The organism is Pseudomonas sp. GW821-FHT02H06, assembly GCF_059421525.1.
Genome location: NZ_JBWKVD010000005.1, coordinates 168,969 through 195,498, shown reverse-complemented (window position 1 = coordinate 195,498; position 26,530 = coordinate 168,969). Strand labels below are relative to the sequence as shown.

At 62.0% G+C, this 26,530-nt stretch carries 19 protein-coding genes; 2 read left to right on the top strand and 17 right to left on the bottom strand.

The features are described 5' to 3' along the window. Positions 1-8 precede the first annotated feature (8 nt). The 7 genes from AC07VF_RS10910 to msbA form a co-directional block, all read right to left on the bottom strand. Positions 9-821 (bottom strand): hypothetical protein, encoded by an 813-nt coding sequence (locus tag AC07VF_RS10910; protein ID WP_495008544.1) that lies wholly within the window; start codon positions 819-821, stop codon positions 9-11. A gap of 67 nt (positions 822-888) precedes the next feature. Next, positions 889-1,599 carry a protein kinase family protein gene (locus tag AC07VF_RS10905; RefSeq protein WP_346626858.1) on the bottom strand — a complete coding sequence of 237 codons (711 nt, stop codon included), beginning with the start codon at positions 1,597-1,599 and terminating at the stop codon, positions 889-891. Then, positions 1,599-2,573: a glycosyltransferase family protein gene (locus AC07VF_RS10900; protein ID WP_495008545.1), complete on the bottom strand. Its 975-nt coding sequence runs from the start codon at positions 2,571-2,573 to the stop codon at positions 1,599-1,601. The genes AC07VF_RS10905 and AC07VF_RS10900 overlap by 1 nt, the downstream gene beginning before the upstream one ends. Positions 2,574-2,646: 73 nt before the next feature. Beyond that, positions 2,647-4,071 (bottom strand): bifunctional D-glycero-beta-D-manno-heptose-7-phosphate kinase/D-glycero-beta-D-manno-heptose 1-phosphate adenylyltransferase HldE, encoded by a 1,425-nt coding sequence (hldE, locus tag AC07VF_RS10895; protein ID WP_495008546.1) that lies wholly within the window; start codon positions 4,069-4,071, stop codon positions 2,647-2,649. Positions 4,072-4,222: 151 nt separating this feature from the next. Beyond that, on the bottom strand, positions 4,223-5,626 hold the full coding sequence (locus tag AC07VF_RS10890; RefSeq protein ID WP_192171129.1) for a PIG-L deacetylase family protein: 1,404 nt from the start codon (positions 5,624-5,626) through the stop codon (positions 4,223-4,225). A 1-nt stretch (position 5,627) separates the two neighbouring features. Next, positions 5,628-6,524, bottom strand: coding sequence for a GNAT family N-acetyltransferase (locus tag AC07VF_RS10885; RefSeq protein WP_192171130.1), 897 nt, complete (start codon positions 6,522-6,524; stop codon positions 5,628-5,630). Next, positions 6,518-8,338, bottom strand: coding sequence for a lipid A export permease/ATP-binding protein MsbA (gene msbA, locus AC07VF_RS10880; protein WP_192171131.1), 1,821 nt, complete (start codon positions 8,336-8,338; stop codon positions 6,518-6,520). The genes AC07VF_RS10885 and msbA overlap by 7 nt, the downstream gene beginning before the upstream one ends. Before the next feature lie 121 nt (positions 8,339-8,459). On the opposite strand from msbA, the gene AC07VF_RS10875 reads away from it, so the two are divergent. Next, complete coding sequence (locus AC07VF_RS10875; RefSeq protein ID WP_346626861.1) at positions 8,460-9,101, top strand: lipopolysaccharide kinase InaA family protein; 642 nt, start codon at positions 8,460-8,462, stop codon at positions 9,099-9,101. On the opposite strand, the gene AC07VF_RS10870 is transcribed toward AC07VF_RS10875, so the two are convergent. The 4 genes from AC07VF_RS10870 to AC07VF_RS10855 all read right to left on the bottom strand — a co-directional run bounded on the left by AC07VF_RS10870 (position 9,070) and on the right by AC07VF_RS10855 (position 14,108). Continuing rightward, the gene (locus AC07VF_RS10870) at positions 9,070-9,963 is read right to left on the bottom strand and encodes a WaaZ-like lipopolysaccharide core biosynthesis protein (protein ID WP_495008547.1); all 894 of its coding nucleotides are present in this window, start codon (positions 9,961-9,963) and stop codon (positions 9,070-9,072) included. The genes AC07VF_RS10875 and AC07VF_RS10870 overlap by 32 nt on opposite strands. Next, positions 9,950-11,158, bottom strand: a complete 1,209-nt coding sequence (locus tag AC07VF_RS10865) for an O-antigen ligase family protein (RefSeq protein WP_495008548.1) — start codon at positions 11,156-11,158, stop codon at positions 9,950-9,952. Before AC07VF_RS10865 ends, AC07VF_RS10870 begins: the two co-directional genes overlap by 14 nt. A 78-nt stretch (positions 11,159-11,236) precedes the next feature. After that, positions 11,237-12,367, bottom strand: coding sequence for a glycosyltransferase (locus tag AC07VF_RS10860; protein WP_122625597.1), 1,131 nt, complete (start codon positions 12,365-12,367; stop codon positions 11,237-11,239). Then, entirely contained in the window at positions 12,351-14,108 is a 1,758-nt protein-coding gene (locus AC07VF_RS10855) for a carbamoyltransferase family protein (RefSeq protein WP_192171135.1), read from the bottom strand. Before AC07VF_RS10855 ends, AC07VF_RS10860 begins: the two co-directional genes overlap by 17 nt. A 392-nt stretch (positions 14,109-14,500) precedes the next feature. Between AC07VF_RS10855 and AC07VF_RS10850 the strand changes: the two genes are divergently transcribed. Further along, a complete protein-coding gene (locus AC07VF_RS10850; RefSeq protein ID WP_495008549.1) occupies positions 14,501-20,545 on the top strand; it encodes a dermonecrotic toxin domain-containing protein in 6,045 nt (2,014 codons plus the stop codon). 3 nt (positions 20,546-20,548) lie between these two features. Here AC07VF_RS10850 and AC07VF_RS10845 read toward each other — a convergent pair whose 3' ends face one another. The 6 genes from AC07VF_RS10845 to waaC are packed head-to-tail and all read right to left on the bottom strand — an operon-like array spanning position 20,549 to position 26,529. Continuing rightward, positions 20,549-22,000: a lipopolysaccharide kinase InaA family protein gene (locus AC07VF_RS10845; RefSeq protein ID WP_495008550.1), complete on the bottom strand. Its 1,452-nt coding sequence runs from the start codon at positions 21,998-22,000 to the stop codon at positions 20,549-20,551. 51 nt (positions 22,001-22,051) lie between these two features. Next, positions 22,052-22,807, bottom strand: coding sequence for a lipopolysaccharide kinase InaA family protein (locus tag AC07VF_RS10840; RefSeq protein WP_495008551.1), 756 nt, complete (start codon positions 22,805-22,807; stop codon positions 22,052-22,054). Next, positions 22,804-23,538 carry a lipopolysaccharide kinase InaA family protein gene (locus AC07VF_RS10835; RefSeq protein ID WP_346626866.1) on the bottom strand — a complete coding sequence of 245 codons (735 nt, stop codon included), beginning with the start codon at positions 23,536-23,538 and terminating at the stop codon, positions 22,804-22,806. The genes AC07VF_RS10840 and AC07VF_RS10835 overlap by 4 nt, the downstream gene beginning before the upstream one ends. Then, positions 23,538-24,344 (bottom strand): lipopolysaccharide core heptose(I) kinase RfaP, encoded by an 807-nt coding sequence (gene rfaP / locus AC07VF_RS10830; RefSeq protein WP_192171140.1) that lies wholly within the window; start codon positions 24,342-24,344, stop codon positions 23,538-23,540. The genes AC07VF_RS10835 and rfaP overlap by 1 nt, the downstream gene beginning before the upstream one ends. Then, positions 24,341-25,465 carry a glycosyltransferase family 4 protein gene (locus AC07VF_RS10825; protein WP_495008552.1) on the bottom strand — a complete coding sequence of 375 codons (1,125 nt, stop codon included), beginning with the start codon at positions 25,463-25,465 and terminating at the stop codon, positions 24,341-24,343. The genes rfaP and AC07VF_RS10825 overlap by 4 nt, the downstream gene beginning before the upstream one ends. Then, positions 25,465-26,529, bottom strand: coding sequence for a lipopolysaccharide heptosyltransferase I (waaC, locus tag AC07VF_RS10820; RefSeq protein ID WP_495008553.1), 1,065 nt, complete (start codon positions 26,527-26,529; stop codon positions 25,465-25,467). The genes AC07VF_RS10825 and waaC overlap by 1 nt, the downstream gene beginning before the upstream one ends. Position 26,530 lies beyond the last annotated feature (1 nt).

Sequence of the window (26,530 nt, the reverse complement as noted above, 5' to 3'; positions counted from 1 at the left end):
GCCGCCACTCAGCTCTTTTCAGTGAGGCGTTTGTCACGCCAGGTGCGCAGCCGGGCGAAGAAGTGGAAATAGCGGTTCTCACGCTTGCCCATCCCGCGCTTCGGTGAGAACGACTCTTCAGCGAAGGCGCCGGTGATGCGCACTCGCGAGGCGGTGGTTGGCAGCGTGCAAACGCGGGCGTCAGCCTCAAGCAGGGCGTACTTGAGCAAACGCTCCGAGTGCAGCTTGCGGCCCGTCACCTCGCAGAACTCGAAGATGCGCTCCACCCGTTTGCCATAGGCGCGGTAGACGTCGCGGCCGCAAATGGCGAAACGATCGTTCAGCCCGCCCCACCACTGCCAGTCCGGAATATAGGCGTTCAGCCGCCGTGCCTGCGGCGAATGAAAGACATAACCTGGCAGCGGCGAATGGAAGAAATTGTCCGGCCGCACGAACACCACGAAGTCCGGATCGAACGACTCCATCATGCCCGTGACCGTGTGCAGGGAATTGAGCTGATAGATCAGGTTGCGCAGGGAGACATGCTCGTCGCCCCAGGTGTCGCCCATCGCCTTGACCCGCTCGAAATCCCAGCGATCCAGCACGCCGTCCGTGGACTCGAGAACCCCCGTCATCGACTGGAAAACGTCGTAGTTCTGCGCCTTCAGCTCACCCTTCTCCGCCGAGCGCTGGTTATGCACTTCGTCGATCTTGTAGAGGTGGTAGAAGCATTTGACGTTGGTGCCCTTGGGCAACTGGCCAAGGACGTTTTCCTCAATGGAAGGAAAACAGATTTCCGAGTTGCGCGGGATACCAAAAAACGCGACCGCAATGTTCAGCACTGACAAACTCTCCGTGATCGATGGCGATGCGCCTGGACATGCGCGCTCAAGCGGCGGACGGCCTCGTTCATTTACGAAACAACAGCGTGCGCCACCAACTCCGGGGCTTGAGGGCGATCACTTCGACGTCGGCGTCGAGCAGCCAGTTGCGCTCATAGTCCCAGGCGTGGCCGCCCCAGAGCTTGCCGGCTTCATTGGAAAAACCGAGGGTCATGAGCTTGTAGCGGTAACCGGCATGGGCGCGCAGCCAGTCGAGCAGCACCAGCACGTTGAAACCTGTGGACGGACCGACGAAGCGCTTGCCGTTGGGACGATCAACAGGGTAATGCTCGGCCAGGGCCGGCAACGGAATGCGGTCCCAATACAGCGCAACCTCAGGCAGCGGGCACAGCGGCACGGCGCATCCCACCAGCAGCGTGAAGCAACGCGAGCCCGGTTGGGCAGTGAACTTCTGTACGTCAGCGGTTGAAGGCAGGCCAAAGAAATAACAGTCGGGCGCGTTGAAGCCGTGGACAAACAGGTTGACGCTTTCAGGCTTTAGCAGGGCGGCCTTGATGCACAGATTGAAGCTGACCACCACATCGTCGGCACCCACGCCCAAGGCATCGAAATCGGCTGGGGTGATGGCTGGATTGTTGGCGATCAGGATGACCCGTGCAGCGTTAGCCAGGCACTGGCGCAGCGCAGCGGGAAGCGCGCCGAATACGTCCTGATCGGCGCCCGGCAATACAAGGGGTTCACTCGGCGCGGTGCTGTCGTGGTTCGACGGCAACGTCATCAGGCCGGCACCTGCATGCCATGGCGCCACTTGACCCAGGCACGGGTCAGCGCCGACGGACGTTGCCACGGGCGCATCGGCCGCTGAATTTCATCGGCCAGATCGCGGCCCACGCGGGCAAAGGCATAGCGTGCTTCGGCGAATTTTTGGCCTTCGCTGGCGATGCGCGCGGCAAGCTCGGGATCACTCTGCAGCAGGCGGATCTTCTCGACGGCTTCGTCTTCGGAGCGGTAGAACATGACATTTCGCCCCTCTTCGAACCCCAGCAGCTCGTCCTCTTCACCCTGGCTCCATGCGAGCAGCACGCAGCCGCAGGCCATGGCTTCGAAATTCTTAATCATGAACTCGCCCATGCCGATGTCGGCACTGACGAAAATCCTGATGCGATTAAGCATTTCAAGGTATTCGGCGCCAGAGGCCGTGCGCGTCACCAGCATGCCGGCGCGCTGCGCGAGGTTTTCCACCAGTTGCTTGCGCTGGGAATACTCGCGGCTTTTCAGGCTGCCCAGAAAACCCACCGGAATGTCTCGGGGTTGACCGAGATTGCGCAGCATTTCCTGGTCGTAGCCCTTGGACACGAACACCGCATCAAGGCCTTCGCCGCGCATGCGCCGCGCAACCACCGCACCGGAAACCAGTGCGCGACTCCACGGCAGCTGCCGGTACAAGCGTGAATACATGCCGTGGTATTTGCTGGCGCTCATGTAGTTCTGATACGCATCGTGCTCAAGAAAGATCAGCCCCGGAATGCACTTGAGCACCGCGCGCTGGCGAGCAAGCCGTTTGACCCGGGAGAAAATCACCACCCGGTCGTAGCGCTGATAGTCGACCGAGGCCAGAAACGGCCCAAGATTCAGCTGCTGTTGCTTGCTCAGGCGAAAGATGACGCAGTCGTCACAATGCTGCCGCACGGTGTCGTACAAACCGTCCAGTATGACGCGCTGTTCATCCATCACCAGTAACATGACTTTCATACGTTCATATACCGAACTGCGAATACAAAAATGGCAGCGGCAAGGGGTGCCACTCTGCGCTGCGGGCGTCGGATCAGTCCTGACTGCGGATCTTGTCGACGATGGCTGTCGTCGAGCTGTTGGCAACCAGTCCCAGCACTTTCACGGTGCCGCCATAAGAGCCGACGATGTCGGCGCCGACGACTTGGTCAACCGAGTAGTCCCCGCCCTTCACCAGCACGTCCGGACGCACATGGGTCAGCAGGTTTTCCGGGGTGCCTTCGGGGAAGCTGATGACCCAGTCCACCGCACCCAGACCGGCCAGCACGGCCATGCGTCGATCAACGCTGTTGATCGGGCGGCCCGGGCCTTTCAGGCGACTCACCGACGCGTCATCGTTGACCGCCACGATCAGCCGATCGCCCTGGCCGCGGGCCTGTTCCAGGTAGGTGACATGGCCTGCGTGCAGAATGTCGAAACAGCCATTGGTGAATACGATGGTTTCGTTGTGGGCACGGGCGTCGTCGATGGCCAGCAGCAGCTGATCGAGGGTCAGCACGCCGCGCTCGGAACCTTCACCGCGCTGGATGGCGCGACGCAACTCGGGCGCGCTGATCGCGGCAGTGCCAAGCTTGCCCACGACGATGCCCGCCGCAAGGTTCGCCAGCGCGACGGCGTGAGGCAATTCCTCGCCGGCCGCAATGGCCGCTGCCAGCGTGGAGATGACCGTATCGCCAGCACCCGTCACATCGAAGACTTCCCGCGCGCGGGCCGGAAGGTGCAGCGTCGGTTGGTCCGGGCGCAGCAGGGTCATGCCGTGTTCGCCACGGGTGACCAGCAACGCACCCAGATCGAGGTCCTTCATCAGCGCCGCGCCTTTGGCGACCAGCTCTGCCTCGTCGACGCAATGGCCGACGATGGCTTCAAATTCACTGAGATTGGGGGTAATCAGGCTGGCGCCACGGTAGATCGCGAAGTCTTTACCCTTGGGGTCGGCGAGCACGGGAATGCCACGGTCCCGGGCTGCCTTGATCAGCACTTGATGATTCTTCAGCGCGCCTTTGCCGTAGTCGGACAGGACCAGCACCTTGATACCGTCGAGCAGGGCATCGACCTCGCGGCTCAGGGCCTCGGGGTCAGTGGCAAAGGGTTCTTCGAAGTCGATGCGCAGGAGCTGCTGGTGCCGGCTCATGACGCGCAATTTGACGATGGTGGGCTGATGGGCGATGCGCTGGAAGCTGGCGATCACGCCGGCGGCCTTGAGGCTGTTGCTCAGGCTGTCGGCGGCTTCGTCGGTGCCGGTCACGCCGACCAGGGACGCCTTGGCGCCCAGCGCAGCAATGTTCAACGCCACGTTGGCGGCACCGCCCGGACGGTCTTCGATCTGGTCGACTTTGACCACCGGCACCGGTGCTTCAGGGGAGATTCTGGAAGTGCCACCGTGCCAGTAGCGGTCGAGCATGACATCGCCGACAACTAACACTTGAGCCTGATCAAAACGCGGCATGGACAACTTCATCGAACAACCCGTGGCAGAAATGGACAAGGACGGAATCTTAGCACAGCGATCAGCGCTGGCTGGCCGGTTGGCCTCGAATCCCTTAGTGCTTCAAACAGCGCTTCAGGTGGCGCTTTAACTGGTGCAACGAATGGCGCATCGACTGTTGCAGCTATGGGCGCGGAAAGCGGCGAACCCAGAACACCTCGTGACGGCGCACGGCCTTGCGGAAGAATTCGTCGTCTCCCGTCAGCGGCCATTCACGACCGGCCAGCCAGCGTTGAATCTGTCGGCGCAGGCGCTTCTTCAGGGGTGGCGCTCCCTGGAGGTCATGCTGCATCGCCAGAGCCATGGCCTTATCCAGTTGCACGTCCGAACTGAGCGACGTACTCCAGAGCTGATCCACTGAAGGCGCCTCTACAAACGGCGGCAGCGCGACGCCTTTACCGGCCAGCCCCATGGGCCAGCGGTCGTTGTCGTGCAGGTGGTTGGCGTAGAACAGCGCCACCTCGGGCGTGTGCGCGCTTCTGCCCACCGCCTGGTATAACGCTTGAGTCGTGGCGATGTGGTCAGCGTGGGGGTCGAGTTCCGGGTGCGGCATGACAATGACGTCCGGCCGGTAAGCATCGAGCAGCGCCGCAAGATCGGCCACGAGATTGTTCCAGGTCGGCGCGCCGTCCTGATCACCCGGCAACGGCAAAGGATTGTGCTGCCGCGCACTGCGGATGTCGGTCTCTGAGGAGTCGCGAGAACCAAACGGCTGATCCGGCGACTGGGCCATGGCCGGCAGTTGCAGGCAGTAATAGCCCAGTTGCACGCACTGGCTCTGGGGCACACCGCCCCACAGCGGAATCGCCAGGCTGTCCCAGGTACGCAGACGCCCCTTGAGCCGGGCAGCATCGGCGCGGTTCAGCCCCAGTTGTTCGTAGCGTTCGGCCTCGATTTCGCCCTGGGTCACCGTAACGATGCTGCAATCCGCCGCCTGGCTGTACAGGCCAAAGGCTGCCAGTTCGGCGTCGTCGGCGTGGGGCGCGAGGATCATCAACCGTTGCTGCCGGTAATCCGGGTTGCTCAATACGTATAAGCGGGCGGCGCTGGCGATGCGGCAGAAGCCGCCTTTGAGGCGCAGCGTGCTGTCCGCGACGACGTCCCGCTGCCCGGTGAGGTTCACGTAGCGACGCCCGGCAAAGCCTCGTTCGAAATCCTGGCGGTCGTCGCCTGCCAACACGTAGGGGTCCAGCCAGCGACCGAGCCAGGTGCTGCGCAGGTCGAGCTCCAGCAGCAGGGTTTCGCCTTCGCCCAAAGGCTCGCTCAGTTGCAGCATGCCGTTGACGACAGAAACAGGCTGCGCCTGGGCCGCGTCAGGAAACTGGTAGTGGTAATCGCTCTTGGGCGAATAAAACAGATGGTCGGAGAACCAGGCTTCGTGGGCGATCCAGGCGGCGACGATCAGCAACGGCACCAGCCACCACGCGACCCAGATGCCAATGCCGATCAGCAGCACCAGACCGATGATCAGCGCCAGACGCTTGTTGCGCCGATGTCGTTTCAGAAGCTGCTGCTTGCGCCCGGACATGTCATCCAACCTTGTAGACAGGCACCGTCTGGCACCAGCGGTCTTTGTATTCGCGATCGGAGCGGCCGAAGGAGTAGCGCAAAGGCTTGTTCACCGCCCTCGCATCAGCCCAGGCGTTCTGGGTGTTGACGAAGCTCAGCACGCTGCCGGCGCTCAACGCCTGATGGGCCGGATCGACACCGCCGTTGATGTATTCCACCGACACCCAGTGTGGCGATTCGACCCTGTACAGCACCTGAGCGGCAATGGGTTTGCCTTCCAGCAGGATCATCGAGCCGGTCATGAACTCGCGCATCAGCTCGAACACCTTGGCCAGATGATCCTTGCCCGGCACGTCGAAGCCCCAGCGCGCATGAAACAGGCTGGAGTAAATGCGGGCTTGTTCCTCGGACGTGAAATCCAGCATCGGCTGCACGACCCCGCCCGCCTCCTCAAGCAAACGCTGTTCACGGCGCTGGTTGTAGCGGAATTTCTTGGAATAGTCCTCAGGCGCGCGGGCGATGGCCAGGCTCTCGGCTTGCGGCTTGAGGGTGTCGATCTGACCGGCGTTCAACTCCGACACGTAACTCATGCGCTGGCGTACCGGCACTGTCACGCCGGGCGCAATCGGCAGAATGATCTCTGCATTGCCCAGATCGAACACCCGCCGATTACGCTGCTTGAGTACCTTCTTGGCCAGCGCCAGCTCCCGGCCCCAGCAGGCCACCGCACCAACGATGTTGCCGTCTTGCAGCCAACCCAGATACCGAACCGGAATGTCAGCCAGCCCGGCCAGGCGCTCGATCACATGCGGGTGCGTGGCAACGCTGCCGCCGAACTGCTGCCACGCGGTGGCGTAGGTGGTCGCATCAATCGGGGTCCAGCCTCGCTCACGCCATGCGCGCAAGTGACTCAGCATGCATCGACTGCCCGATCGATTTCGACTGGCTCGTCTTCTTCGAACTGTTTGGCATGCAGGCGCGTGTAGTAGCCGTTCTGCGCCAGCAGCTCGGCATGGGAGCCGCGCTCGACAATGCGGCCTTCGTCCATGACCAGAATGACGTCGGCTTTTTCGATGGTGGTCAGGCGGTGGGCGATCACCAGCGTGGTGCGGCCCTGCATGACCTTCTCCAGGGCTTTCTGGATATGGCGCTCGGACTCGGTATCCAGCGCCGAGGTCGCTTCGTCGAGAATCAGCAGCGGCGCGTTTTTCAGCAGCGCACGGGCAATCGCCAAACGCTGGCGCTGGCCCCCGGACAGCAGCACGCCGTTCTCGCCGACGAGGGTCTGGTACTGCTGAGGCAACTTGTCGATGAACTCGTCCGAGTAGGCATCGGCCGAGGCTTTCTTGATCTCTTCCAGCGGCACGCCCGCCAGATCGCCATACGCGATGTTGTTGGCGATGGTGTCGTTGAACAGCGTGACGTTCTGGTTCACCAGCGCGATCTGACGACGCAGGCTGCGCAGGGTGTAGTCCTGAGTCTCGACGCCATCGAGAAGAATCTGGCCCTGCACGTGATCGTAGAAGCGCGGAATCAGGCTCGCCAACGTGGATTTGCCGCTGCCGGAGCGGCCCACCAGCGCGACCATCTGGCCGGCTTCGGCGACAAAACTCACGTCATTGAGCACGCGCTTTTCCGTGCCTGGGTAGGTGAACGTGAGGTTTTTGACCTCCAGACGGCCTGAAACCTTGTCGCGCTCTACGGTGCCCAAGTCCTGCTCGGTCTGCTCATCCAGTTGCTCGAAGATGCTCTCCGCACCGGCGACGCCTTTCTGGATGGTGGAACTGACTTCGGACAACTGACGGATCGGCTTGGGCAGCAGGCCGGCCATGGTGATGTAGGCCACCAGATCACCCGCCGACGAGTCGCCGCGCAGGTAAAGGACAAGGAACATCACGATGGCCATGCCGCTGTAGGTCACCAATTGCAGCATCGGCGTGTAAACCGCGCCGGTCTTGGTCATCGCCAACTGCTTTTTGGTATTGCTGCGGCTGGCCTTTTCGAAGCGGGCCTTTTCGTAGTCTTCGCCGCCAAAGCTGCGGACCACGCGATAGCCGTGGATTGTCTCGGACGCCACGTGGGTCACGTCGCCCATGGCCACCTGAATCTTCTTGCTCTGCTTGCGAAACTTCTTGCTGGTGCTGTTCACCATGACCGCAATGAGCGGCAGTATCGCCAGCATCACCAGGGTCAGTTTCCAGTTCATCCACAGCAGCGCGCCAAACAGAAAGATAACCGTCATGCCTTCGCGAATCACCACCTTGATTGCGTCGGTGGCAGCGCCGGTGACCATGGTCACGTTGAAGGTAATGCGCGAGATCAGGTGCCCTGAGTTGCTGTTGTCGAAGAAGCGGTTGGGCAGCGTGAGCAATTTGTTGAACAGCACGACGCGCAGGTCGTGCACCAGCCCGAGGGAAACGCGGGCCAGGAAGAAGTTGCCTAAATAAGAGCCGGCGCCCTGCCAGGCCGCGATCAGAACGATCATCAGCGGCACCGCCTGCAGCAATTGCAGGTGACCAATATAAGGGTTGCCGGGGAACAGGCTGGCTTCGGGATTGGCCAGGCCATCGACGAAGTATTTGAGGATGTAGGCGAGCATCGGCTGGGTGGACGCAAAGATAAGAAAGCCGACAATGCTCAAGCAGAAAAGGCCGATGTACGGCCGCACATAGGTCAATAGACGAAAGTAAATCGCCAGGGTCGTTTTAGCTTGAGGATCAGGACTGCTCATGGGAATCCGCACGAAAAAATTAGGCGGGCATGGTAGCACAACCCATATTTGTCGACCCCTGCCGCGACCCAAGCGGGGCCGACTCGGGTAACATGCCGCATTTGTTCAGGTAAGTATGCCGATGCACCCAATGGAACACAGCGCCTATCTGGCCTTGCGAGAAAACGCCACCGTGCTCGAAGCGGACGGATCCGGGGACAAGGTTCTGTTGCTTGAGGACGGCACCATTCTCAAACTGTTCCGCCGCAAGCGCCTGATCAGCTCGGCCTTGCTGTTTCCCTACGCGCAACGCTTCGCCGACAACATCGACGCCCTCAAAAAACGCGGCATTCCCTGCCCCGACGTCATCGCCACCTACCGAATTGCCAGCATCAGCCGCGATGCCGTGCGTTACACGCCGTTGCCCGGCCTGACCATCCGCCAGGTGTTGAAAGAGCACGGTGAAAGCGCGCCACTGCGGGCTGAACTGGGTACGTTTATCGCCCACCTGCATGATCGCGGCGTCTACTTTCGCTCGCTGCACATGGGCAATGTGATCCTCACCCCGGAGGCGAAACTGGGGCTCATCGATATCTCTGACATGAAGTGCCAGCGTCGCGCGCTGAGCGATTCGAAGCGGCTGCGCAATTTCCAGCACCTGCTCAGGTATAAGGAAGATCGCGCGTGGCTGGTGGAAAGCGATGGGGGCACGGCCTTTATTTCAGCTTACACCCAAGGCCGGAGCGCCCACTTCACTGCGCGGTTGAAGGCGCTGTTTGCGTAGAAGGGTCGGGTTGAACGCCCAGCAGCTCGTCGAGGCGCTGCAGGGTGATTTTGGGAATGACCCGCTCCGGCATGCGACTGACACTGGATAGATTGAACACCTGCATGCCAGTTCGCGGCAGGATCTTGCGAGTCATCAACGTGAAGCTTGGCAGGATGTATTGCTCGAAATCCTCGTCCAGGCTGCTGGGCAAAGCCGCTTCGCCCTTCTCGTAAAAACGCCCCCCGCCCTGACGCAGGTCCATCCCGACCACGAACACCTGACGAAACCCCAGATGGCAGACCAGCTGCAAGGCGCCGAAGGGAATGGTTCGACTGCCGAAATAGCCGCGTTTGAGGTTCAGGCTGAAGCCAATGCGGTTGGGCTTGCGACGCAGCAGGGAGAAGTTGGAGATCAGCTCGTCGTCGTTGCGGATTGACCACGCGTAGGCTCGATCCGACATGACGGCCTTGCCTTCCTGGCGATTGACCCGCTCCAGCAGATAGATCTTCTTGCCGTTCAGCGCAGTGGCGTAGGCCGAATGAATCGCCTGAAGTACATCCAGACTCATCGCCAGATGCTCGCCGTGGCGAACCCCCATCAGTGCCAGCGCTGGCCGGCCGATGACGAAATTCGGATCGTCGCACAGGTAGTAGAAAGGCCGGATGCCCTCGTCGACGCAGCGCACGATCGAGCCGTTCATGGCGACGACCGGCAGGCTCCGGTAATTGTGCAGCGGAAACTCGTTCGCCGAGGGGCCGGACGCCAGCAGCAATACCGGACCTGTAACAGAACCGCGGGATTGCGCAAAGTCCTGCAGGCACACTTCCAGATCATGCCCTACCAGCCAGCGTTGCTCGCCCCGCGCTTCAATCCTCAGCACGCCGCGCCTCCCGCGAGATGGCGACCGCGCCAGCGAGGGGCAGCCAGAGCCATTCCCACACCAGATTGGGTGACCCAACGAAGGTGTGCAGTTCCACGGTCATGACCACGCCACCGGCGCAGAGGATCGCCAGCCAGAGCCGAGCGATCTCCGAGGTCTTGCGCGCTCGGGCCAGACACGCGCCAGCATGCAGCATCGTCGCCAGCAGCAGCGCCAGACCGACGATGCCGAACTGATAAAGCACCTCGAAATACAGGCCGTGGGTGTTGCGCACGATTTGCCCGGTCGATAGGTGAACTTCGCCCAGTGGCGTACCCGCGCCAACCCCGAACCACCAGTGGCCGGCCAGGCGCTCGAATACCGCGAGCCAGACTTCGTTGCGCCCGGTCACGCCACGGGTCTGCACTTCGTAAGCGAGCTCGCTGAAGCCGAAAATGAGCACAAGCGCGACGACGATGGCCGCAGGAATCAGGATATTGCGACGCAGCTTGCCACTGGTCATCGTGCCAAGCAGCACCAGCCCGCCGACCGATGAAGCCAGCCAGGCGCTGCGCGCGAAAGTGAAGTAGATGTACGTGGCGACAAGGGCGCAGCACAGCAGCCAGAGGCCGATTTCGGCACGGCGCCTTGAGCGTAACGTCAGCCAGATCCCGGCCAGCAGAAACAAGCCGTAGTTCATGCCGGCAACGATGGTGTTGCCAAAGTCGGCCACATCGGTTACGCCCGAGCCAGCCAGTGACATCTGCCGATAGCCGAGGACGAACGCACCGTGGATGGCGAGATTGAGCATGGAAAATGTGGCGAACAGCGCAACCACCACGACCGACAGCTTGAGGATTTTTTCCCAATCGAATGTGCCCCTCGCCCTAATCACGCCAACGCCGATGAAAAACACAAGGATGAGCAGAAGCCGACGAAGGGATTTCATGTCGTCGTCTGACATCAAGCTGTTGATCAGCAGATAGGCGAACAGCAGCAGGACGGTGTAGGTCAGCGGGCTGACTGAAAATGATCGCCTACTCAGCGCCGGCGCTGCGCAAAGCAAGGCAACGACCAGCGCCGCGCGAATGAACGCAGCCCAGGAACTTGACTCACCGGGCCACCAGAACGGCCCGAGAAATATGATCAGCATCACCACCGCAAGCAGTAAACCTGCGATGTACCCCGCACGTGCCGGCAAATTTTTTACAACCATTCCAATCCATATCCTGTGCTATGCAGCCGGGTGTTCATTGCTATCAGAGGCCAATGGCTGCCAGCGGTTCGAATGAAATCAGGTTTCCGAGGTGAGCGCGACGACTTGCGGCAGCTGCCAGAAAACTGCTTTTACCGCCTCATCGCTGAAACGGTCGTGCAGCCGTTGCAGCATCGCATCCGCGCAGGACTGCCGCAGCTCGGCGTCCATCCGCGAAAGGTGGATCAGCCCCTGAGCCAAAGACTCGGCTCCGCCCAGGGGAAACAGTATGCCCACGCCTTCAACCACTTCCTTCGCGCCGCCACAGGCGGTTGCCAGCAGAGGCACGCCGGCCACCATGGCCTCCAGCAGCACCATGCCGAAGGGTTCGTGATCGGAGCTCAGTGCGAACACGTCGAACGCCTTGAAGTAGCGGCTGGCTTGAGTCACCTGCCCCGCCAGCATCACCTCATGGCCGATACCCAGTTCGGCCGCCAGGTGTCTGAGGTCCTGTTCCAGCCGACCCTGACCGAGAATCACCAGTTGGCTGTCGGCGGGCAGGTTCGGCAACGCCTGGGCAAATCCGCGCAGCAGGGTCGACTGATCCTTGTCGGGATGCAGCCGCCCAACATTGCCCACGACCCACGCCTCCTGGGCCAGACCCAACGCGTCGCGGGCCTCCTCACGGGACAACAGCGTGGCGCTCAGTTGATCGACATCGATGCGGTTATAGAGGGTCTGGATACGTTCGACCGGCCATTTCGGCAGGCAGGCGCGAATGTCATCGCGCACGGCATCGGACACGCCCAGCAGGCTCAGGCGGGAGCGGAACAGGTTCGCCAGCACCTTGCGGCTGCGGCGCCGGTAATCACCAAACGCATGATGGACGCCGATCACCGGCAAGCGGGTCGCGACCAGTGCGATGTAGGTCGGCTTGAAACGGTGGGTGATGCAAAACTCGAAACTGCGGGACGCCGCGATCTTGCGCAGATCGCGGATCGCTCCCACCTTCATGCCGCCGATGGCCTTGGAGCTGTACTCCATGAACAGCACTTCGTCCGACGCGCAACTGGCTGCAACCTCGGCATCGGCGGCGCCGGTCAGGAATACCGTGGTGACACGGTATCCCCTGCCCACGAACAGGCTGGCGTATTGACGGGCGCAGTCGAGGAACGGCCCGTCATAGCCGTGGCAGAACTGGAGAACATGGCGCTCAGCTGAGCGTGTCATGGGTGTCCACGCCGTCTTTGACCACCAGAATGTCTTCCATGATCAGGTACTCCAGATCGGAGCCGAAGAACATATTCAGCGCATCGGTCGGCGAGCAGATCATCGGCTCGCCGCGACGGTTGAGCGACGTATTGAGGGAAACCCCATTGCCGGTCAGGTTTTCCAGCGCCTTCATCATGTCGTAGTAGCGCGGGTTGTATTCGCGCTTGAGCACCTGGGCGCGGGAGGTGCCGTCTTCGTGGACGACTTCCGGCACACGGGTTTTCCACTCTTCCGCCACTTCGAACGTGAAAGTCATGAACGGCGCCGGGTGATCGATCTTGATCATCTGCGGGGCGACGGTGTCGAGCATCGACGGGCAGAAAGGCCTCCAGCGCTCGCGGAACTTGATCTGATGGTTGATGCGATCGGCGACGCCGGCAATGCTCGGGCAGCCGATGATCGAACGACCACCGAGGGCACGAGGACCGAATTCCATACGGCCCTGGAACCAGGCGACCGGGTTGCCCGCGACCATGATTTTGGCGATGCGCTCGGGGGTGTTGTCGATCTGGCGCCAGGCCGGCTTGCTCGGGTGGCGGGCACAGGCGGCGATAACGTCTTCGTTGCTGTAGGACGGGCCGAGGTAGACGTGTTCCATCTTCTCGACCGGCACGCCGCGGGCGTGGGAAACGTAGGCGGCAGCGCCGACGGCAGTGCCGGCATCACCCGACGCTGGCTGAACGAACAGCTCTTTGACGTCAGGGCGCGCGATGATTTTCTGGTTCAGTTTGACGTTCAGCGCGCAGCCACCGGCGAAAGCGAGCTTGCCCGTTTCCTTGAGGATGTCACCCAGATAGTGGTCGATCATCTGCAGCGACAGCTTCTCGAACAGCGCCTGCATGCTGGCGGCGTAATGGATGTACGGCTCGTCGGCGATGTCGCCTTCGCGCTTGGGGCCCAGCCACTCGATCAGTTTCGGCGAGAAGTAGAAGCCTTTGCCCTTCTCTTTGTAACGACGCAGGCCGATGACGTTGGCGTATTCGGTGTTGATCACCAGTTCGCCGTTTTCAAAGGTGGCCAGGCGCGAGAAATCGTATTTGGTCGCATCGCCGTACGGCGCCATGCCCATGACTTTGAATTCGCCGTCGAGCATCTCGAAGCCGAGGAATTCGGTGATCGCGCCATACAGCCCGCCGAGGGAATCCGGGTCGTAGAATTCTTTGATCTTGTGGATCTTGCCGTTTTCGCCGTAGCCGAAGAACGTGGTGGCGTACTCACCCTTGCCGTCGATCCCGAGGATCGCGGTTTTCTCCTGGAAGCCGGAGCAGTGGTAGGCGCTGGAAGCGTGGGCAAGGTGGTGCTCGACGGGCTCGATCTTGATCTTTTTCGGATCAAAACCCAGTTGTTCCAGGCACCAGACGATTTTGTTGCGATAGCGCTTGTAGCGGCGGTTGCCCATCAGAATCGCGTCGAGGGCGCGGTCCGGGGCATACCAGTAACGTTTGGCGTAGTGCCAGCGCGCTTCGCCGAACAGGCTGATGGGCGCGAAAGGAATGGCCACGACGTCGACGTCGGAAGGCTTGATGCCCGCTTGTTCGAGGCAGAACTTCGCTGATTCGTAGGGCATGCGGTTCTTGGCATGCTTGTCGCGAACGAAACGCTCTTCTTCGGCCGCAGCAACCAGCTTGCCGTCGATGTACAGGGCTGCGGAAGGATCATGGCTAAGGGCGCCGGACAGGCCAAGGATCGTCAATGCCACTAGGGTCTAGCCTCTTAAGTCTGCATGCAGGCATCACGCGCCTGACAAATAAGGTGTGTCTGGCGCCACGGCGGCAGACAGCTAAAGGGCGGGATTATAGCGTAATGGCTCTGGAAGTGGTCGCAGGGAATGAACTGCCCCGCGATGCCTCGGTGGGACCGGCTTCAGCCGGGAAGAGGCCAGTGTCAGCGCCCTCAATCCTGCGGCGTTGCGAATGACGCCTTCCCGGCTGAAGCCGGTCCTACACGTTTGCGCCTCACCTCGTGCGTTAACTATTTAGCACCACGCGCCCCGGCGTTCTGATTGATTGATCGCTCGACGAATCATCGGGCTGCTTGCCCGGCTCTTGCGCAAGCTCATTGCGCGGAGATCACTCAGGAATGCTGTACGCCATGGAAACCTTTTCACCCAACCCGCCTGCGCTTGATCGGCTGACCACGCTGGCTTCTGTACTTGACGCCGAGCTTCAGCATCTTCCGGATGCCAAGGCCTGCCTCAACACCCCGCCGCTGCCAGTGAGCCCGGAGCAGAAAACGCTGCTGCACTCGGCCATCACTCGCTTCTGGGCCGAAGCCAGTGCGCGTGATATTTCACGCCGCGAGCTCTTCGTGACCTGCATCGAATTGACCCTGCGTGACGACCTGCTGCTGAACATCGAAGAAGGCGAGCTGCACCGCGACTATGCGCGCTGCCTGCCGGGCATGGACGCCCAGGAGCATGTGGTGTTCAGCGCGCTCGAGCTGCAACTTGATGCGGAACGTCGCATTGAGCTGGCCGGGGCGCTGGTCGCAACCGCCCAGCCGGGGCAGACCTTGCTCTGGTTGCCCGGCCAGGCCGTCGAAGGCTTCGTGTCGAACGAGGCATTGCAGCAAGCACTCGCCCGCCGCATCAATCACCCACTCCTGCGCCTGCCACTCTTGCGTCTTATGCAGGACAGCACGCGCGACGCCTGGCTCGAGATTGCCTCCGGCGGTGATGTATTTCTTGAGCCCACCCACCCTTCGGACTTTCAACTGCAGCCGATCAAGGGATCGCCCTACGACCATGCCTTTGATCGCCTGCTGGCCAGGCAGCGTGTGGACATTGACAAGCTGTTCGGTAACGCCCACAACCTGTCGCCTCAGACCCTTCAGGCCCGACTCCAAGACCTGCTCCACCAGCCGAAATCCTGGGGCCCGGGCGGCGCCATAGCCGCTGCGCAGGATCGTCGCGCCCAGCGAGATGAGCGCCGCGCACGCCCCGACTGGCTGGAGATGGCCAGCACCGAGCAACGTGAGCGCTACGCCTCGGGCCTGATGAATTACGAGCGATCGCGCAATGCGTTGATGAGCGTCATGGACGGCGCCGCGTCCCCGCAGCAATTCGCGCGAAGCCGTCTGCGCGCGCGACTGGCCAATGATCTGGGTATTGATCTCGATCCGGACGAGGTCCTGATCAGCACCGAACGGACGCAGCCCATCACCAGTGAAACCTTCTCCGTCCGCCGAACGCTGACGCATCTGGCACTTTACGGCCTGCATCCCGGCGACACAGCGCCAGATTCGGCCTTCCAGACCCATAGCCGAATCACTCACAACGGCCTGCCGCTTGAGCCTGAGTACAGCGACATGACGCTGGCCTACCTCGCCGACGTCATCAACGAGCAAGACCTGCGAACGCGTTTCGGCCCCGCGCAACGCCAAGCGCTCGGCTCGCCGACCATCCAGCGCCTGATGGGCGAAGCGATGCATCATCAGCTCATCGCCCAGGCCCTTGGCGCTGAACTGCAGGGGCATATCCTGCCTTCCGACCTGAGCCTGATCGAGTCGCTGAATCCGGACACCGCCGCGCCGCGAAATCCCGCCGTGGCCTTGCAGCAGGTCAAGCTGAACGGTCACGACGTATTGAGCAGCGTGCTGCTGTTGCGCAAGCTCGACGCTTCGGGGCAGTCGGACGGGTTGCTGATGTTCACCCCGGACAACCCGCGCGCCCGGCACTTCCAACGCTTCGACAACGAGCGTCAGTTGCTCGGTGAGCTGGTGAGCTGGAGCCGGTCCGCCGACATGAACCACTTCCTGCTGGCGCAGATCACCGCCGGCAGAAGAGCCGCCCTGAAAGACCAGCTGCATGATTTGAGTGAAAAGCCAGCGCCTGCCCAGGACTGGATCAGCTACGCCACCCTCCCCGATTACAACAGCGGTGTGCGTGCGCTGGTGTCGGCGCGCGTGCAGGTAATGCTCTCGGAGCAACGGCTGCATACCCCGGACTGGATCCTGCGGGCATCCGCCGAGCAGCGTCAGCAAATGGTGGCACTGGAGGATACGATCGTGGCGGCGGGTGAAATCTACCAAGCCGCCCCACACACTCGGGTGACCGACTTCAACGCCTACGTTCATCGGACTGCCAGCCGCAAGATCAACGCGCTGCTGGGTCTGCCGCCGGAAACGGTGGACCCTGACCGGATCATCATTCACACGCCCCGCGAAACCCTGTCCTACACCCAGATGCTGCGTGACGGTTACGACGACACCCTTGGCCTGCTCAACCCGGCGGCCGATACCACCGCCACTTTCAGCGGCCCCGAGGGCGTCGATCTCACACCACTGAGCCCGGAGAAGGTCGCCGGCTCGGTTCGCGGTCAATGGGTCGCCGATCAGTACATCGCGATGATTCGCGGGCAACTGCTGGCGCCTGCCAGCGAGGGCTACGACTGGCGCCGTCAACAGAGCCTGTTGCTGACGCAATTGCAAATGCGCGCCGACGCCTTGCGCAGCTTTCTCGAAGGCCACATCGACGCCACCCAGCTGCACTGGCTCACCCTCTCCATCGTCAACATGCATCAGAGCAGCGCGGCAGACCGCCTGCGCTATCGGGTCTATCCACTGCAATTGAGCGTGGACGTGATGGCTATCGCGTCTCGTGCAGAGGTCATTCACGGCTGCTTCCTGCTCACGCCGCCTGAGGCGAGCACGCTGGAGCAGGTTCTGCTGTATACGCCGCAGGCACCGGACGGCCGCGCCTTCCGACCACTTAGCGCGTTCGGCAACACGCTGCTGAGCGAAGGCATGGGCGATTACTACCTGAGCCGCGCCCGGGTGAAGGCCGGCATGCCGCTGGCATTCGCCCTGGCTGAACTGAAGAAAGGCGGTGGTCGCAAACCGGTGCTGCCGAGGGCGCCGTTCAGCAACCTGTATGACGTGTGTTTCAACCAAGTGATCGAGCGCAAGATCCAGGATGTCGAGGACACCACGATCGGCCGTGCAGACATGCTCTGCCGACAGGTCTGGAGCAGCCTCGAGCTGATCGCGACCGCCGTGACCTTGCCCTTCCCGCCTGCCAGCTTTGCCGTCGGCATGATCATCGCGAGCGCTGATGGTTATCGCGCGCTGCGAGCACTCGACGAGCGGGATCACGCCACCGCCAGCTTCTACGTGCTCAGCGCCTGGCTCAACACGGCGGGCGCTGCGGGCGATCTGCACTCGGGAATGAAAGGGCTCGGCGGCATTTTGAAGGATCTGACCGGACAAAAAACCGCCGGCAGGTACGCCCGCTCGGTTGCCCATGCCACCGATGAGACGCTGCAGCCGGTCGCGGTGGAGAACGAACTCTTCTGGGCCGCGCCTCAGTCTGCCAACCGCCATGTCCCGCTGTACCGGACCCACGCGCTGATCCCCGAAACCCTTCAGCCCACCGGGCGTTATGCGCAAACCGATGTGACCGGCGTATGGAGGGCATTGCAGCAGGACACCCCGCCGGTGCGGGTCGCAAATACCGTCTCACCTCCGCTGCACGCGGTAGATGTATCGCTGACAGACGCGCTCCCCCTGAGCCGCCCGCACGGGCAAGGTGTCAGCGTCGTTCGTGGCAACTTTTACATCGCCATGCAGGGCCAGACGTACCAAGTCCAGTACGACGCCAGGCTGGCCGTCTGGCAGATCGTCGACCCGCGCAACCCGTTCGCCTTTTTTGGCCGCCAGACGGTGCGCCTCAACCGCCAGGGCCAGTGGCAGCTGCTTGAGCCTGCGCGCTTGCGAGGCGGCGTTCTGCCTTCGTTCAGCCGACTGGACGAAACCCCCGCAGGCCCCGCCACGGCGGTGGGCGACTTAAGCGATTACGAAATGCCGGAATCGCTGCAGCCCTACGTCTTCGGGATCGTCAGCCCAAGGCAGGCTGAACATTTTGAGGAAGGCCCGTTTGGTCTGCATGAGTTTTTCGACGACATTTTCCAGGGCGGTCGTTCGACCTACAAGACGTTGCGCCAGAATCTGTACCGCGATGCAAAAGCATTCTTCGAGCAGCCCCCCCTTCCGGGTAAACCCGAGTTGCCGGTGCTGGCCGATGACATGACGACTCAAGCGTTTTTCGACGCCGCACTGAAAAAATCCAACGGACTGGTGATTGGCGAAGCTCCGACGTCCATCGCCAGCAAACAACTGCTGATCGACAACATGCCGTTGCTGGCGGAGCGCAAGGTCGAGGTGCTGTACATCGAGCATCTGCAGACCGACCAGCACACGCACAAGCTGCAGAAATACAAGGCACTCGGCAGCAAGACGCGCAGCGGCTCCCACATGATCAAGCACTACCTGGAGACCGTGAACGAGGGCGCGCTCAAGAACGGCAGCGAAAAATACGACTATTACCACCTGATCAAAGCGGCCCACCGCCACGGCATCGACGTTCGTCCGTTCAGTTCATCGGTCAGCTATGACTACGCGGGCAACGAAGTGGCATCCGCTGCAGGTGATGCCCTCGCGCCCCAAAAGATGGCGGTTTTCTTTGGTCACAAAGTGATCAGCGGCGATGTGCAGCAGCACCCGGGCAGGCGCTGGATCGCGCTGCTCGACCACCGCACCGCCAACACCTGGCAGCAACAGCCAGGCATCAGCGAACTGCAAGGCGTACTCAGCCTGCGCGTCGAAGACGTGCCGTTGGGCGCGCCGACCCAGATATCCGTGGACAGCGATGCCGTCATCAGCAGCGCGGCGTCGCGCGCGGACTTCAAGGCACAGATCGGCAACCCGAATATCGATAACGGGGCCGGCGCAGCCTCGCCCGTCAGTCCATCCGACACATCAATGGACGATGCGCTGTATGGCTTTTTCGAACGACGTTCACCCATGGAGTGGGGTCTGGACCCTAATCGCCGCGCCATCGTTTCCCACCGCCGGAGCGAGGTGAACCCCTACGTCGGTGATCACGGTTTCGAATGGAACCCGGCCGGCTACTGGACCCGCGCCGATGCCGCGACCTGGAGCAACGACTACCCCCTGGGCGCCATTCAGCAGTCGCTGATCGACAACCGCTACCAGATGCCTGCCGACATGCGGAGCATCTTTCACGACCTGGCCAACTTCCGTCACAGAGGCCTCAACCCCGATTACTTTTTCATCGAAAGTCATCTGGTGGAGGTGCGTGAGAAGTTCTTCGAACTGGCGAACACGCTGCAGAAAGATGCGCGCTCAGTGCTCAACCTGGCCCTCCCTGAACGGGTGACTCTGCCCGAGGTAAAAGCCGACACGCCGTTGAGCATGTTCATCGAGCTGTACGAAAACACGTCCGGAGTGGTCATTGGCGAATCCCATTCGGCACGCGCCAGCAAGCGCTTCATCCTCGATAACATGGAGCATCTGGCGCGACAGGACGTGAAGACGCTGTACATGGAACATTTGCTGACGGACGTCCATCAGGCCGACCTGGACCGCTTCGCTGAAACGGGGCTGATGAGCAAACGTCTGCTGCACGACCTCAAGCGCATGGACCAGACGTTCCGGACCGACCCGACCGGCCTCTACTCGTTCGAAAGGCTGGTGGTCCAGGCCAGGCGGCACGGCATTGAAATCCGCGCGATCGACTGCGCCGCCAGTTACTTCATCCGCCATATGCCGACCCACTCCAACACAACGCGCCAGCAGGTGCTCAGCTACTTTGCGTCCCGCACGATACGCAAGCACCAAGAGGTGATGGGGCCGCACAAGTGGATGGCGCTGGTGGGTGAAACCCATGCCAACACGTTCAAAAACAGCGTCCCGGGCATTGCCGAGCTGGAACAGGGGATTGGCGTGCGGGTGATGGACGTGGCGCAGGGCAAAGGCCACGGCATCATGATCGATCCGGGCGAACAGGTCCCGGCGGGGCTGGGTCATGAGCCAGTGCTGGTGCAGAATGATTTCCGCGTGGAGATCGAACTGCCACCACGTCCTCAACTCGCTGCGCCCGTCGGCGACAGACTGCACAGTCCGGGCATGTTCCTGCTCGATGAGTCCGCCCCCTTGCGGCCAATGATCGTGCATCGCTCAAGGGACCGCACCCTCAAGCACACGCCGGTACGGTTCAATACCGCTGGCAAAGCCTACGTCGAGCGCGAGTCATGGCCGCAGGTTCATCGCCAGCCGTTCGATAACGTGCAGGCATTGATCGACGCACTGGTGGAGATCAACCTCAAGCACGCGGACTGACGGTCAGTCCGGCGTCCTTGAAACCGTCGGAATGCGCTGCTCCAGCACTTGGTGCAGCGCGCTGTCCGCCGGCCAGTTGCGCATGAAGCGCGCGCGATCTTTGGCGAACGCCGTCGCGAACGAGGCTTGGGAGCCGTGCTGACACATGGCGTCCAGATCGATGAGCGACCAGCGATCCTGTTGCCAGAACACGTTGTGACCCTTGAGATCGCCGTGGCTGATGCGCTCACGGATCAACTGCGCAAACAGCGTATCCAGCGCCTGCAACTCGGCTTCCGGCGCATCGCCGTTAGCCACGTAGGGCGCAAAGCGCTCGATGATGTCGGGCCCCGGCAGGAACTCGGTCACCAGATACGCCTCGCGGCGTAGCCATAAAAAGCGTTTTTCCAGCAGCGCCAGCGGTTTGGGCGTGGCGATGCCGAGAAACCGCAACCGATTGCCTTCACGCCACGAGTGCCAGGCACGGGACGGTCGCCAGAAACGCTTGAGCCAGTGGGCCAGGTTCTTAATGTTGTAGCGCTTGATCACCAGTTCGCGGCCGGCGACGTCTACCTTGGCGACGCTGGCCGCACCCCCGGTCTTGTAGAGATGACCGCCATCCACCAGCGCGTCGGCCTGCTCCAGCACGGGCAGCATTCCAGCGACTTCTTCGCGACGAATCGCACGCAGGGCAAACGGCCCGTCTTCGACGCTGAACAGGCTGCATTCACGGCCGATCTTGTTCAGGTAATCCCGCAAGCGCCAACTGCGCACCTTGTCGATCTGCTTTTGCAGCGCCTCGACCGGCAAGCCGTGCTCGCCGTTGCTCAGCAGGTAATAGACCAGCAATTCTTCGGTGAACGGCTCCAGCGACTTGGGCAACTGGGCGAAGAACACGCCGAGATTTTCCAACACCTTTTGCCGCGACAACGGCTTGCCGGCTTCTTCGACGCGAATGCCCGCGCCGTCAATCAAATACAGCGTGGAGCCCTGACGCAGCAGGTTGTCGAGGTGCAGGTCTTCCTGCCACAGGCCTTTGGCGTGCATCTGACCCACCGCGGCCAGGGCATCGCCGAGCACTGACTGCTGTTCATCGGCCAGCGGTGGCAGGTTTTCCACTGATTTCCAGGTATCGCCCAGGCTTTGGGCTTGATCCAGAAACTCGAACAACAGCCAGCCGCCCTCGCCTTCCTGCAGCCCGTCAGCCAACAGCAACGGCGTTGGCAAGCCCTGTTTCGCCAGCGCCTGTACGCCGTCGCGTTCACGCTGGAAATGCCGAGGGGCTTTGGGACCGACCAGTAATTTCGCCAGCACCGTGCGCCCACGCCAGATGCCGGCGCCCACATAGCGTTGACCGGGCAGGACGCGCAGCAGGCTGAGCAATTGCAGCTCGGCAGGACCGGCGGCATCCTCCAGCGCGATGTTCATCGGCAGCGCCGGGGTGCGACCGGCGTTTTTCAGTTCAGACAAACGCATCGGCGCCCTCTTTGATCAAGCCCAGATTATGCATTTCAACCGGAATTCTGTTTACCGCTCACGGCGCTTGTGACTGCCCCGTTTGGCGACACGCTGCCACCAGGTGTCAACCAGACCGCTATCGACCGGGGCATGAAGGTAAGCGGCGAGCAGCTCGCGGATTTCCGTTTCGTTCCAGACCGGTGCGCGGCGCAGAAGAGGCTCAATGTCCTTGACCCGGTCGCGCTGGCCGAAGATCGACTTGCGCGTCTTCTCAAGGTCGATCAGCTGCGCCATGTACTCACCGCCCCGGGCCCGCATGAAAATATGCTTGGGGTAGAAACAGCCGTGCACCTGACCGGCCCTGTGCAGCGTGCGCGCCAGTTGCCCGCACGCCTGCAGAATCGCCAGACGCTCGGTGGCCGGCCGCTCGTGCCAGTCCTGCAACAGCGTGTCCAGATCGGTCCAGCCATCCAGCGCGCGGGTCATCAGGATTGCGCGGCGCTCACCGTCGACTTTCCTGTCCGCGTAGAACACTGCATGCAGCGCCGGAATGCCCAGCTTCTGATACAGGCTGATGTTGCGAAACTCACGGGAGAAAGACGGCTCGCCAAACGGGTGATGCAGGGTGTACGTCAGGTAATTGCTCTGGCGTTTGAGGTAGTAGCCGGAGCCTTCCAGCTCCAGGCGAAACACACTGCTCCAGCCGCCACGGCCGGTGTTGGGCTCATCCACCGCATCGAGCTCTACGTTCCACAACGCATCGAAGTCCGCCAGACCATGCCGTTCGAGCAGCCCCCGGTCGGCGTCAGCAATGAAAACAGTCATTCGCGACCCTCAAAAAAACTGACGATGTGGCGGATGCGCTTCTTGTCAGAATCATTCAAGCGTTCACGACCACGATATTGCAGATAGAACCGCAGGCGCTGGGTGGCCGACAGGTGATATTTGGCGACCTTGTCCAGGCACGCGAGGTCTTTGGTGATCCGGTAACGCAGCATGAAGCTGACCCAGAACGCGCCGTTGGGGCAGTCGATGAGGAACACCGTCGCCTGATCGTCCACCAGCAGGTTGCGCCACTTCAGATCGTTATGGGTGAAGTGATGATCGTGCATGGTCCGCGTGTAGCGCGCGACCTGCTGGCTGACGCCATTGACCCACGCGCGGCTGTCGAGGCGCATGTCCTTGACCCGCGCCAGTTCGGACAGGTCTTCGGTACGCGGCAATTCCCGGGTGATCAGCGCGCCGCGATCATACGCAGCGCCATTGCGCTCCAGGCCCCAGGCGACGACTTCTGCGGTCGGGATGCCCCACTTGGCGAAGCGCTTGAGGTTTTGCCATTCGGACTTGACCCGGGGCCGTCCCAGATACCGGCGCAATCCCTTGCCCGCCGCGACGTAGCGCTTGACGTAGTAGTTCACGCCCCCGCGCTCGACGCGGATGACTTCGGACAACGGATCGCGGGTCAGGCGCTCGCCTTTGAGGGCGAACACCGCGTCGAGGGTGCCGAAGTCGTCCGTCAGCGCGGCGTAGCCAGGCTCCAGATTCCAGCCCGCCATCAGAGCGCGTCTCCGTAACGCAATTTGCGCTGATAGAGCTTCTCGGCCTTGCCTTCGAGCCAGCTCAACAGCGCCGATTCCTGGGCCAGGATCTGCCGCAGCGGCTGCTGGAAATAGCCCTTGAGAAACCGCAGTTTGTCGCGCCGGGTCAGGCCGATGTCCATGGCCGAGAAATACAGCGCGGCCAGGTCTTTGTTGCGCCAGCGCTGGGTGATCGCCGGGCGCGTCTGGGCGCGGTGCAGGTCGATCACCGAGAGCCGGAAGCTATCGGGCGTGACCGGCGTGTCGGTGTGCAGCAGAAAATGACAGATGTAGCAGTCGCGGTGGTTGACCCCGGCGCGGTGCATCATCCCGACCAGCCGCGCCACTTCGGCGATGTACGCGCGCTTCATGCGTGGCTCGGGCGGCTCGTTGCGCCAGTTCAGGCTGACATCTTCCAGGCTCTCGGTCGGCGCCAACTCTTCGGTGATGATGAACGAATGCTGCATCGCCGGATTGTTGCCGCGCTCGCCGTACGCCACGGCAGTCATGGTCGGCACGCCGACTTCATGCAGGCGATTGACCGCGTCCCACTCCTGACCCGCGCCGAGCACCGGCAATTTGGCGGTCAGCAGGTTTTTCGCCACTTCACCCCAGCCGATGCCGCGATGGATCTTGACGAAATAACCGCGCCCGTCGACCTCCGTGCGCAAGGTGCGCCGGTTCTCGAGTTCGCGGTAGACCTGGCCTTCCAGCGCCTCGACGGCCTCGAACGCATCGCGCCCGGCCCAGAGGGTCTTGAAGGGTTCAGCAAGGATCAGTTTCATCCGTGGTGCTCCGCCAGAATCACATCCGCAGCGTGCTGCGGCATGCTGTAAAGATCAGCCGTGTCGGCGAATGCCAGCCCGTTGCGGCTCCAGGTGCTGCGCGCGGTGTCGTCCTTGAGGATGCGGGCCAGGTATTGATTGAGCTGGCTCTGTTCGAACGGCTCATCAAGCACCAGACCGCTGTCGGCTTCGGCGATGTAATGGGCGTAGCCGCACACCGCGCTGACCAGCACCGGGAGCCCCGCCACCAGCGCTTCAAGCAGCACGGTGCCGGTGTTTTCGTTGTACGCCGGATGAATCAACAGGTCGGCGCCCAACAGAAAACGCGGAATGTCACTGCGCCCTTTCATGAAGGTGACGTGATCGCCCAGGCCCAGCGTCGTGCTCTGCACCTGGAATACCTTGGGGTCGTCCTGGCCGATGACAAACAGGCGCGTGCGTTTTTTCAATTCTGCGGGCAGCGCCGCCAGCGCCTTGAGGCTGCGATCGACGCCCTTGGTTTTGAAGCCGGAGCCGATCTGCACGAGCAGCAGGTCATCGTCGGCCAGCTTGAATTCCCGACGAAATTCAGCGCGGATTTCGGCGGCATTCGGCGGCGCCCGGCGGTCCTGGGAGATCCCCGGCGGCAACAGATGAAAGCGTTCCAGCGGCGTGTCGTAATGCTTGATGAACAGCGGCTGCTGCACTTCAGAAATCATCAGCACTTCGGTCTTCGCGTCTTTGCCGAACACCGCGCGCTCGTAGTCGGCGAAGTGACGGTAGCGGCCCCAGTATTTGTACAGGCCGTGGCGCAGGTTCTGGGCCTTGTCTTCGTAGCAGCCGTCGGCGGCGTAATACACGTCCAGGCCGGGCATCTTGTTGAAGCCAATCAGCCGGTCCACGGGACGCTTGGCCAGGTCGGCGTTCATCCAGTCGGTGAGCTTTTCGTTGCGGCGGTGGTTGAAGATTGCCTTGACCGGCGCCACCAGCACTTCGAAGCCGGGCGGCACGTCGCCTTCCCAGATCAACGTGTAGACGCGGATTTTATGGCCGCGCTGCTGGCACTCCAGGGCGATGCGCATGAAGTCACGCTGCAGGCCACCGAAGGGGAAGTATTTATAAAGCACGAATGCCAGTTGCATCAGGGATGTTCCTTTGCCAGCAATAGCGCACCTAACTGGTTCGCTACCCGCTCGGGATTCAGGCGAGTGAAGCACATGGGCCACTCGCGTTCGGTATCGACCTGACGCTGATCTTCAGGCGTCGGTCGGTAGGTGCATTTCTTTTGCAGGCACGGCGCGCAGGCGGGGTAATCGGCCGCCAGATGAACCTGCGACCGGCCGTACGCGCCGGTCAGGCCCGGATTGGTCGGGCCGAACAGCGACAGGGTCGGTACGTCCAGCGCTGCAGCCAGATGACCAAGACCGGTGTCCACCGCGACGCAACCCTGGGCGCTCGCCAGTACGCGAGCAACCCCTGCCAGATTGAGTTTGGGCAACACGACGGCATTATCAAGGCCATCGGCAATGCGTTCGGCTCGTGCCTTCTCGGCCGGGTTGCCCCACGGAAGACGCACTTCAAGTCCCTGACCGATCATTCGTTCGGCCAATTGCCGCCAGTAAAGCTCGGGCCAATGTTTGGTGTCCCACGTGGTGCCGTGCAGAAACAGTACGAAGGGCGCGTCGTTTGTAGCAGTGAGCAGGCGGCTGCGATCAAGGCCGTAATCGCCCAATCCCGCAGGCACCTGATAGCCCAGCGCCTGACCGAACAGCTGACGCAACCGCTCGACCGCATGCTGGCCGCGGGCAACGGCGTAGGGGCGATCGTAGAAACGGGCGGCCATGGGCTCCCGCGCAGAAGTCTTGTCCAGCCCGGCGATGGGCGCTTTGACGTAGCGGGTAAGCCAGGCGCTTTTCAGCAGGCCCTGGGCGTCGATCACCAGATCGTAACGGGTGTCGCGCAGACGCTGTTTGAACTGGCGCCATTCACCGTTTTTGAGGGTCTGCCAGAGGTTCTTGCGCCAGCGACGGATGGCCACCGGAATGACGTTGGCGACCGCTGGATGCCAGGTCGGAATCTCGGCGAAGCCCTCTTCCACCACCCAGTCGAACTGGATGCCCGGCAGCGCGCCCATGGCGTCCGTCAGCGCGGGCAAGGTGTGGATCACGTCACCCAGTGACGAGGTTTTGATCAGCAGTACCCGCAAG

Bases quoted from the DNA above. Each gene is read 5' to 3' on its own strand.
- AC07VF_RS10905 (WP_346626858.1), bottom strand. From the start codon at position 1,599: ATGACGTTGCCGTCGAACCACGACAGCACCGCGCCGAGTGAACCCCTT.
- AC07VF_RS10900 (WP_495008545.1), bottom strand. From the start codon at position 2,573: ATGAAAGTCATGTTACTGGTGATGGATGAACAGCGCGTCATACTGGAC.
- hldE (WP_495008546.1), bottom strand. From the start codon at position 4,071: ATGAAGTTGTCCATGCCGCGTTTTGATCAGGCTCAAGTGTTAGTTGTC.
- AC07VF_RS10890 (WP_192171129.1), bottom strand. From the start codon at position 5,626: ATGTCCGGGCGCAAGCAGCAGCTTCTGAAACGACATCGGCGCAACAAG.
- AC07VF_RS10885 (WP_192171130.1), bottom strand. From the start codon at position 6,524: ATGCTGAGTCACTTGCGCGCATGGCGTGAGCGAGGCTGGACCCCGATT.
- msbA (WP_192171131.1), bottom strand. From the start codon at position 8,338: ATGAGCAGTCCTGATCCTCAAGCTAAAACGACCCTGGCGATTTACTTT.
- AC07VF_RS10875 (WP_346626861.1), top strand. From the start codon at position 8,460: ATGCACCCAATGGAACACAGCGCCTATCTGGCCTTGCGAGAAAACGCC.
- AC07VF_RS10865 (WP_495008548.1), bottom strand. From the start codon at position 11,158: ATGGTTGTAAAAAATTTGCCGGCACGTGCGGGGTACATCGCAGGTTTA.
- AC07VF_RS10860 (WP_122625597.1), bottom strand. From the start codon at position 12,367: ATGACACGCTCAGCTGAGCGCCATGTTCTCCAGTTCTGCCACGGCTAT.
- AC07VF_RS10850 (WP_495008549.1), top strand. From the start codon at position 14,501: ATGGAAACCTTTTCACCCAACCCGCCTGCGCTTGATCGGCTGACCACG.
- AC07VF_RS10845 (WP_495008550.1), bottom strand. From the start codon at position 22,000: ATGCGTTTGTCTGAACTGAAAAACGCCGGTCGCACCCCGGCGCTGCCG.
- AC07VF_RS10840 (WP_495008551.1), bottom strand. From the start codon at position 22,807: ATGACTGTTTTCATTGCTGACGCCGACCGGGGGCTGCTCGAACGGCAT.
- AC07VF_RS10835 (WP_346626866.1), bottom strand. From the start codon at position 23,538: ATGGCGGGCTGGAATCTGGAGCCTGGCTACGCCGCGCTGACGGACGAC.
- rfaP (WP_192171140.1), bottom strand. From the start codon at position 24,344: ATGAAACTGATCCTTGCTGAACCCTTCAAGACCCTCTGGGCCGGGCGC.
- AC07VF_RS10825 (WP_495008552.1), bottom strand. From the start codon at position 25,465: ATGCAACTGGCATTCGTGCTTTATAAATACTTCCCCTTCGGTGGCCTG.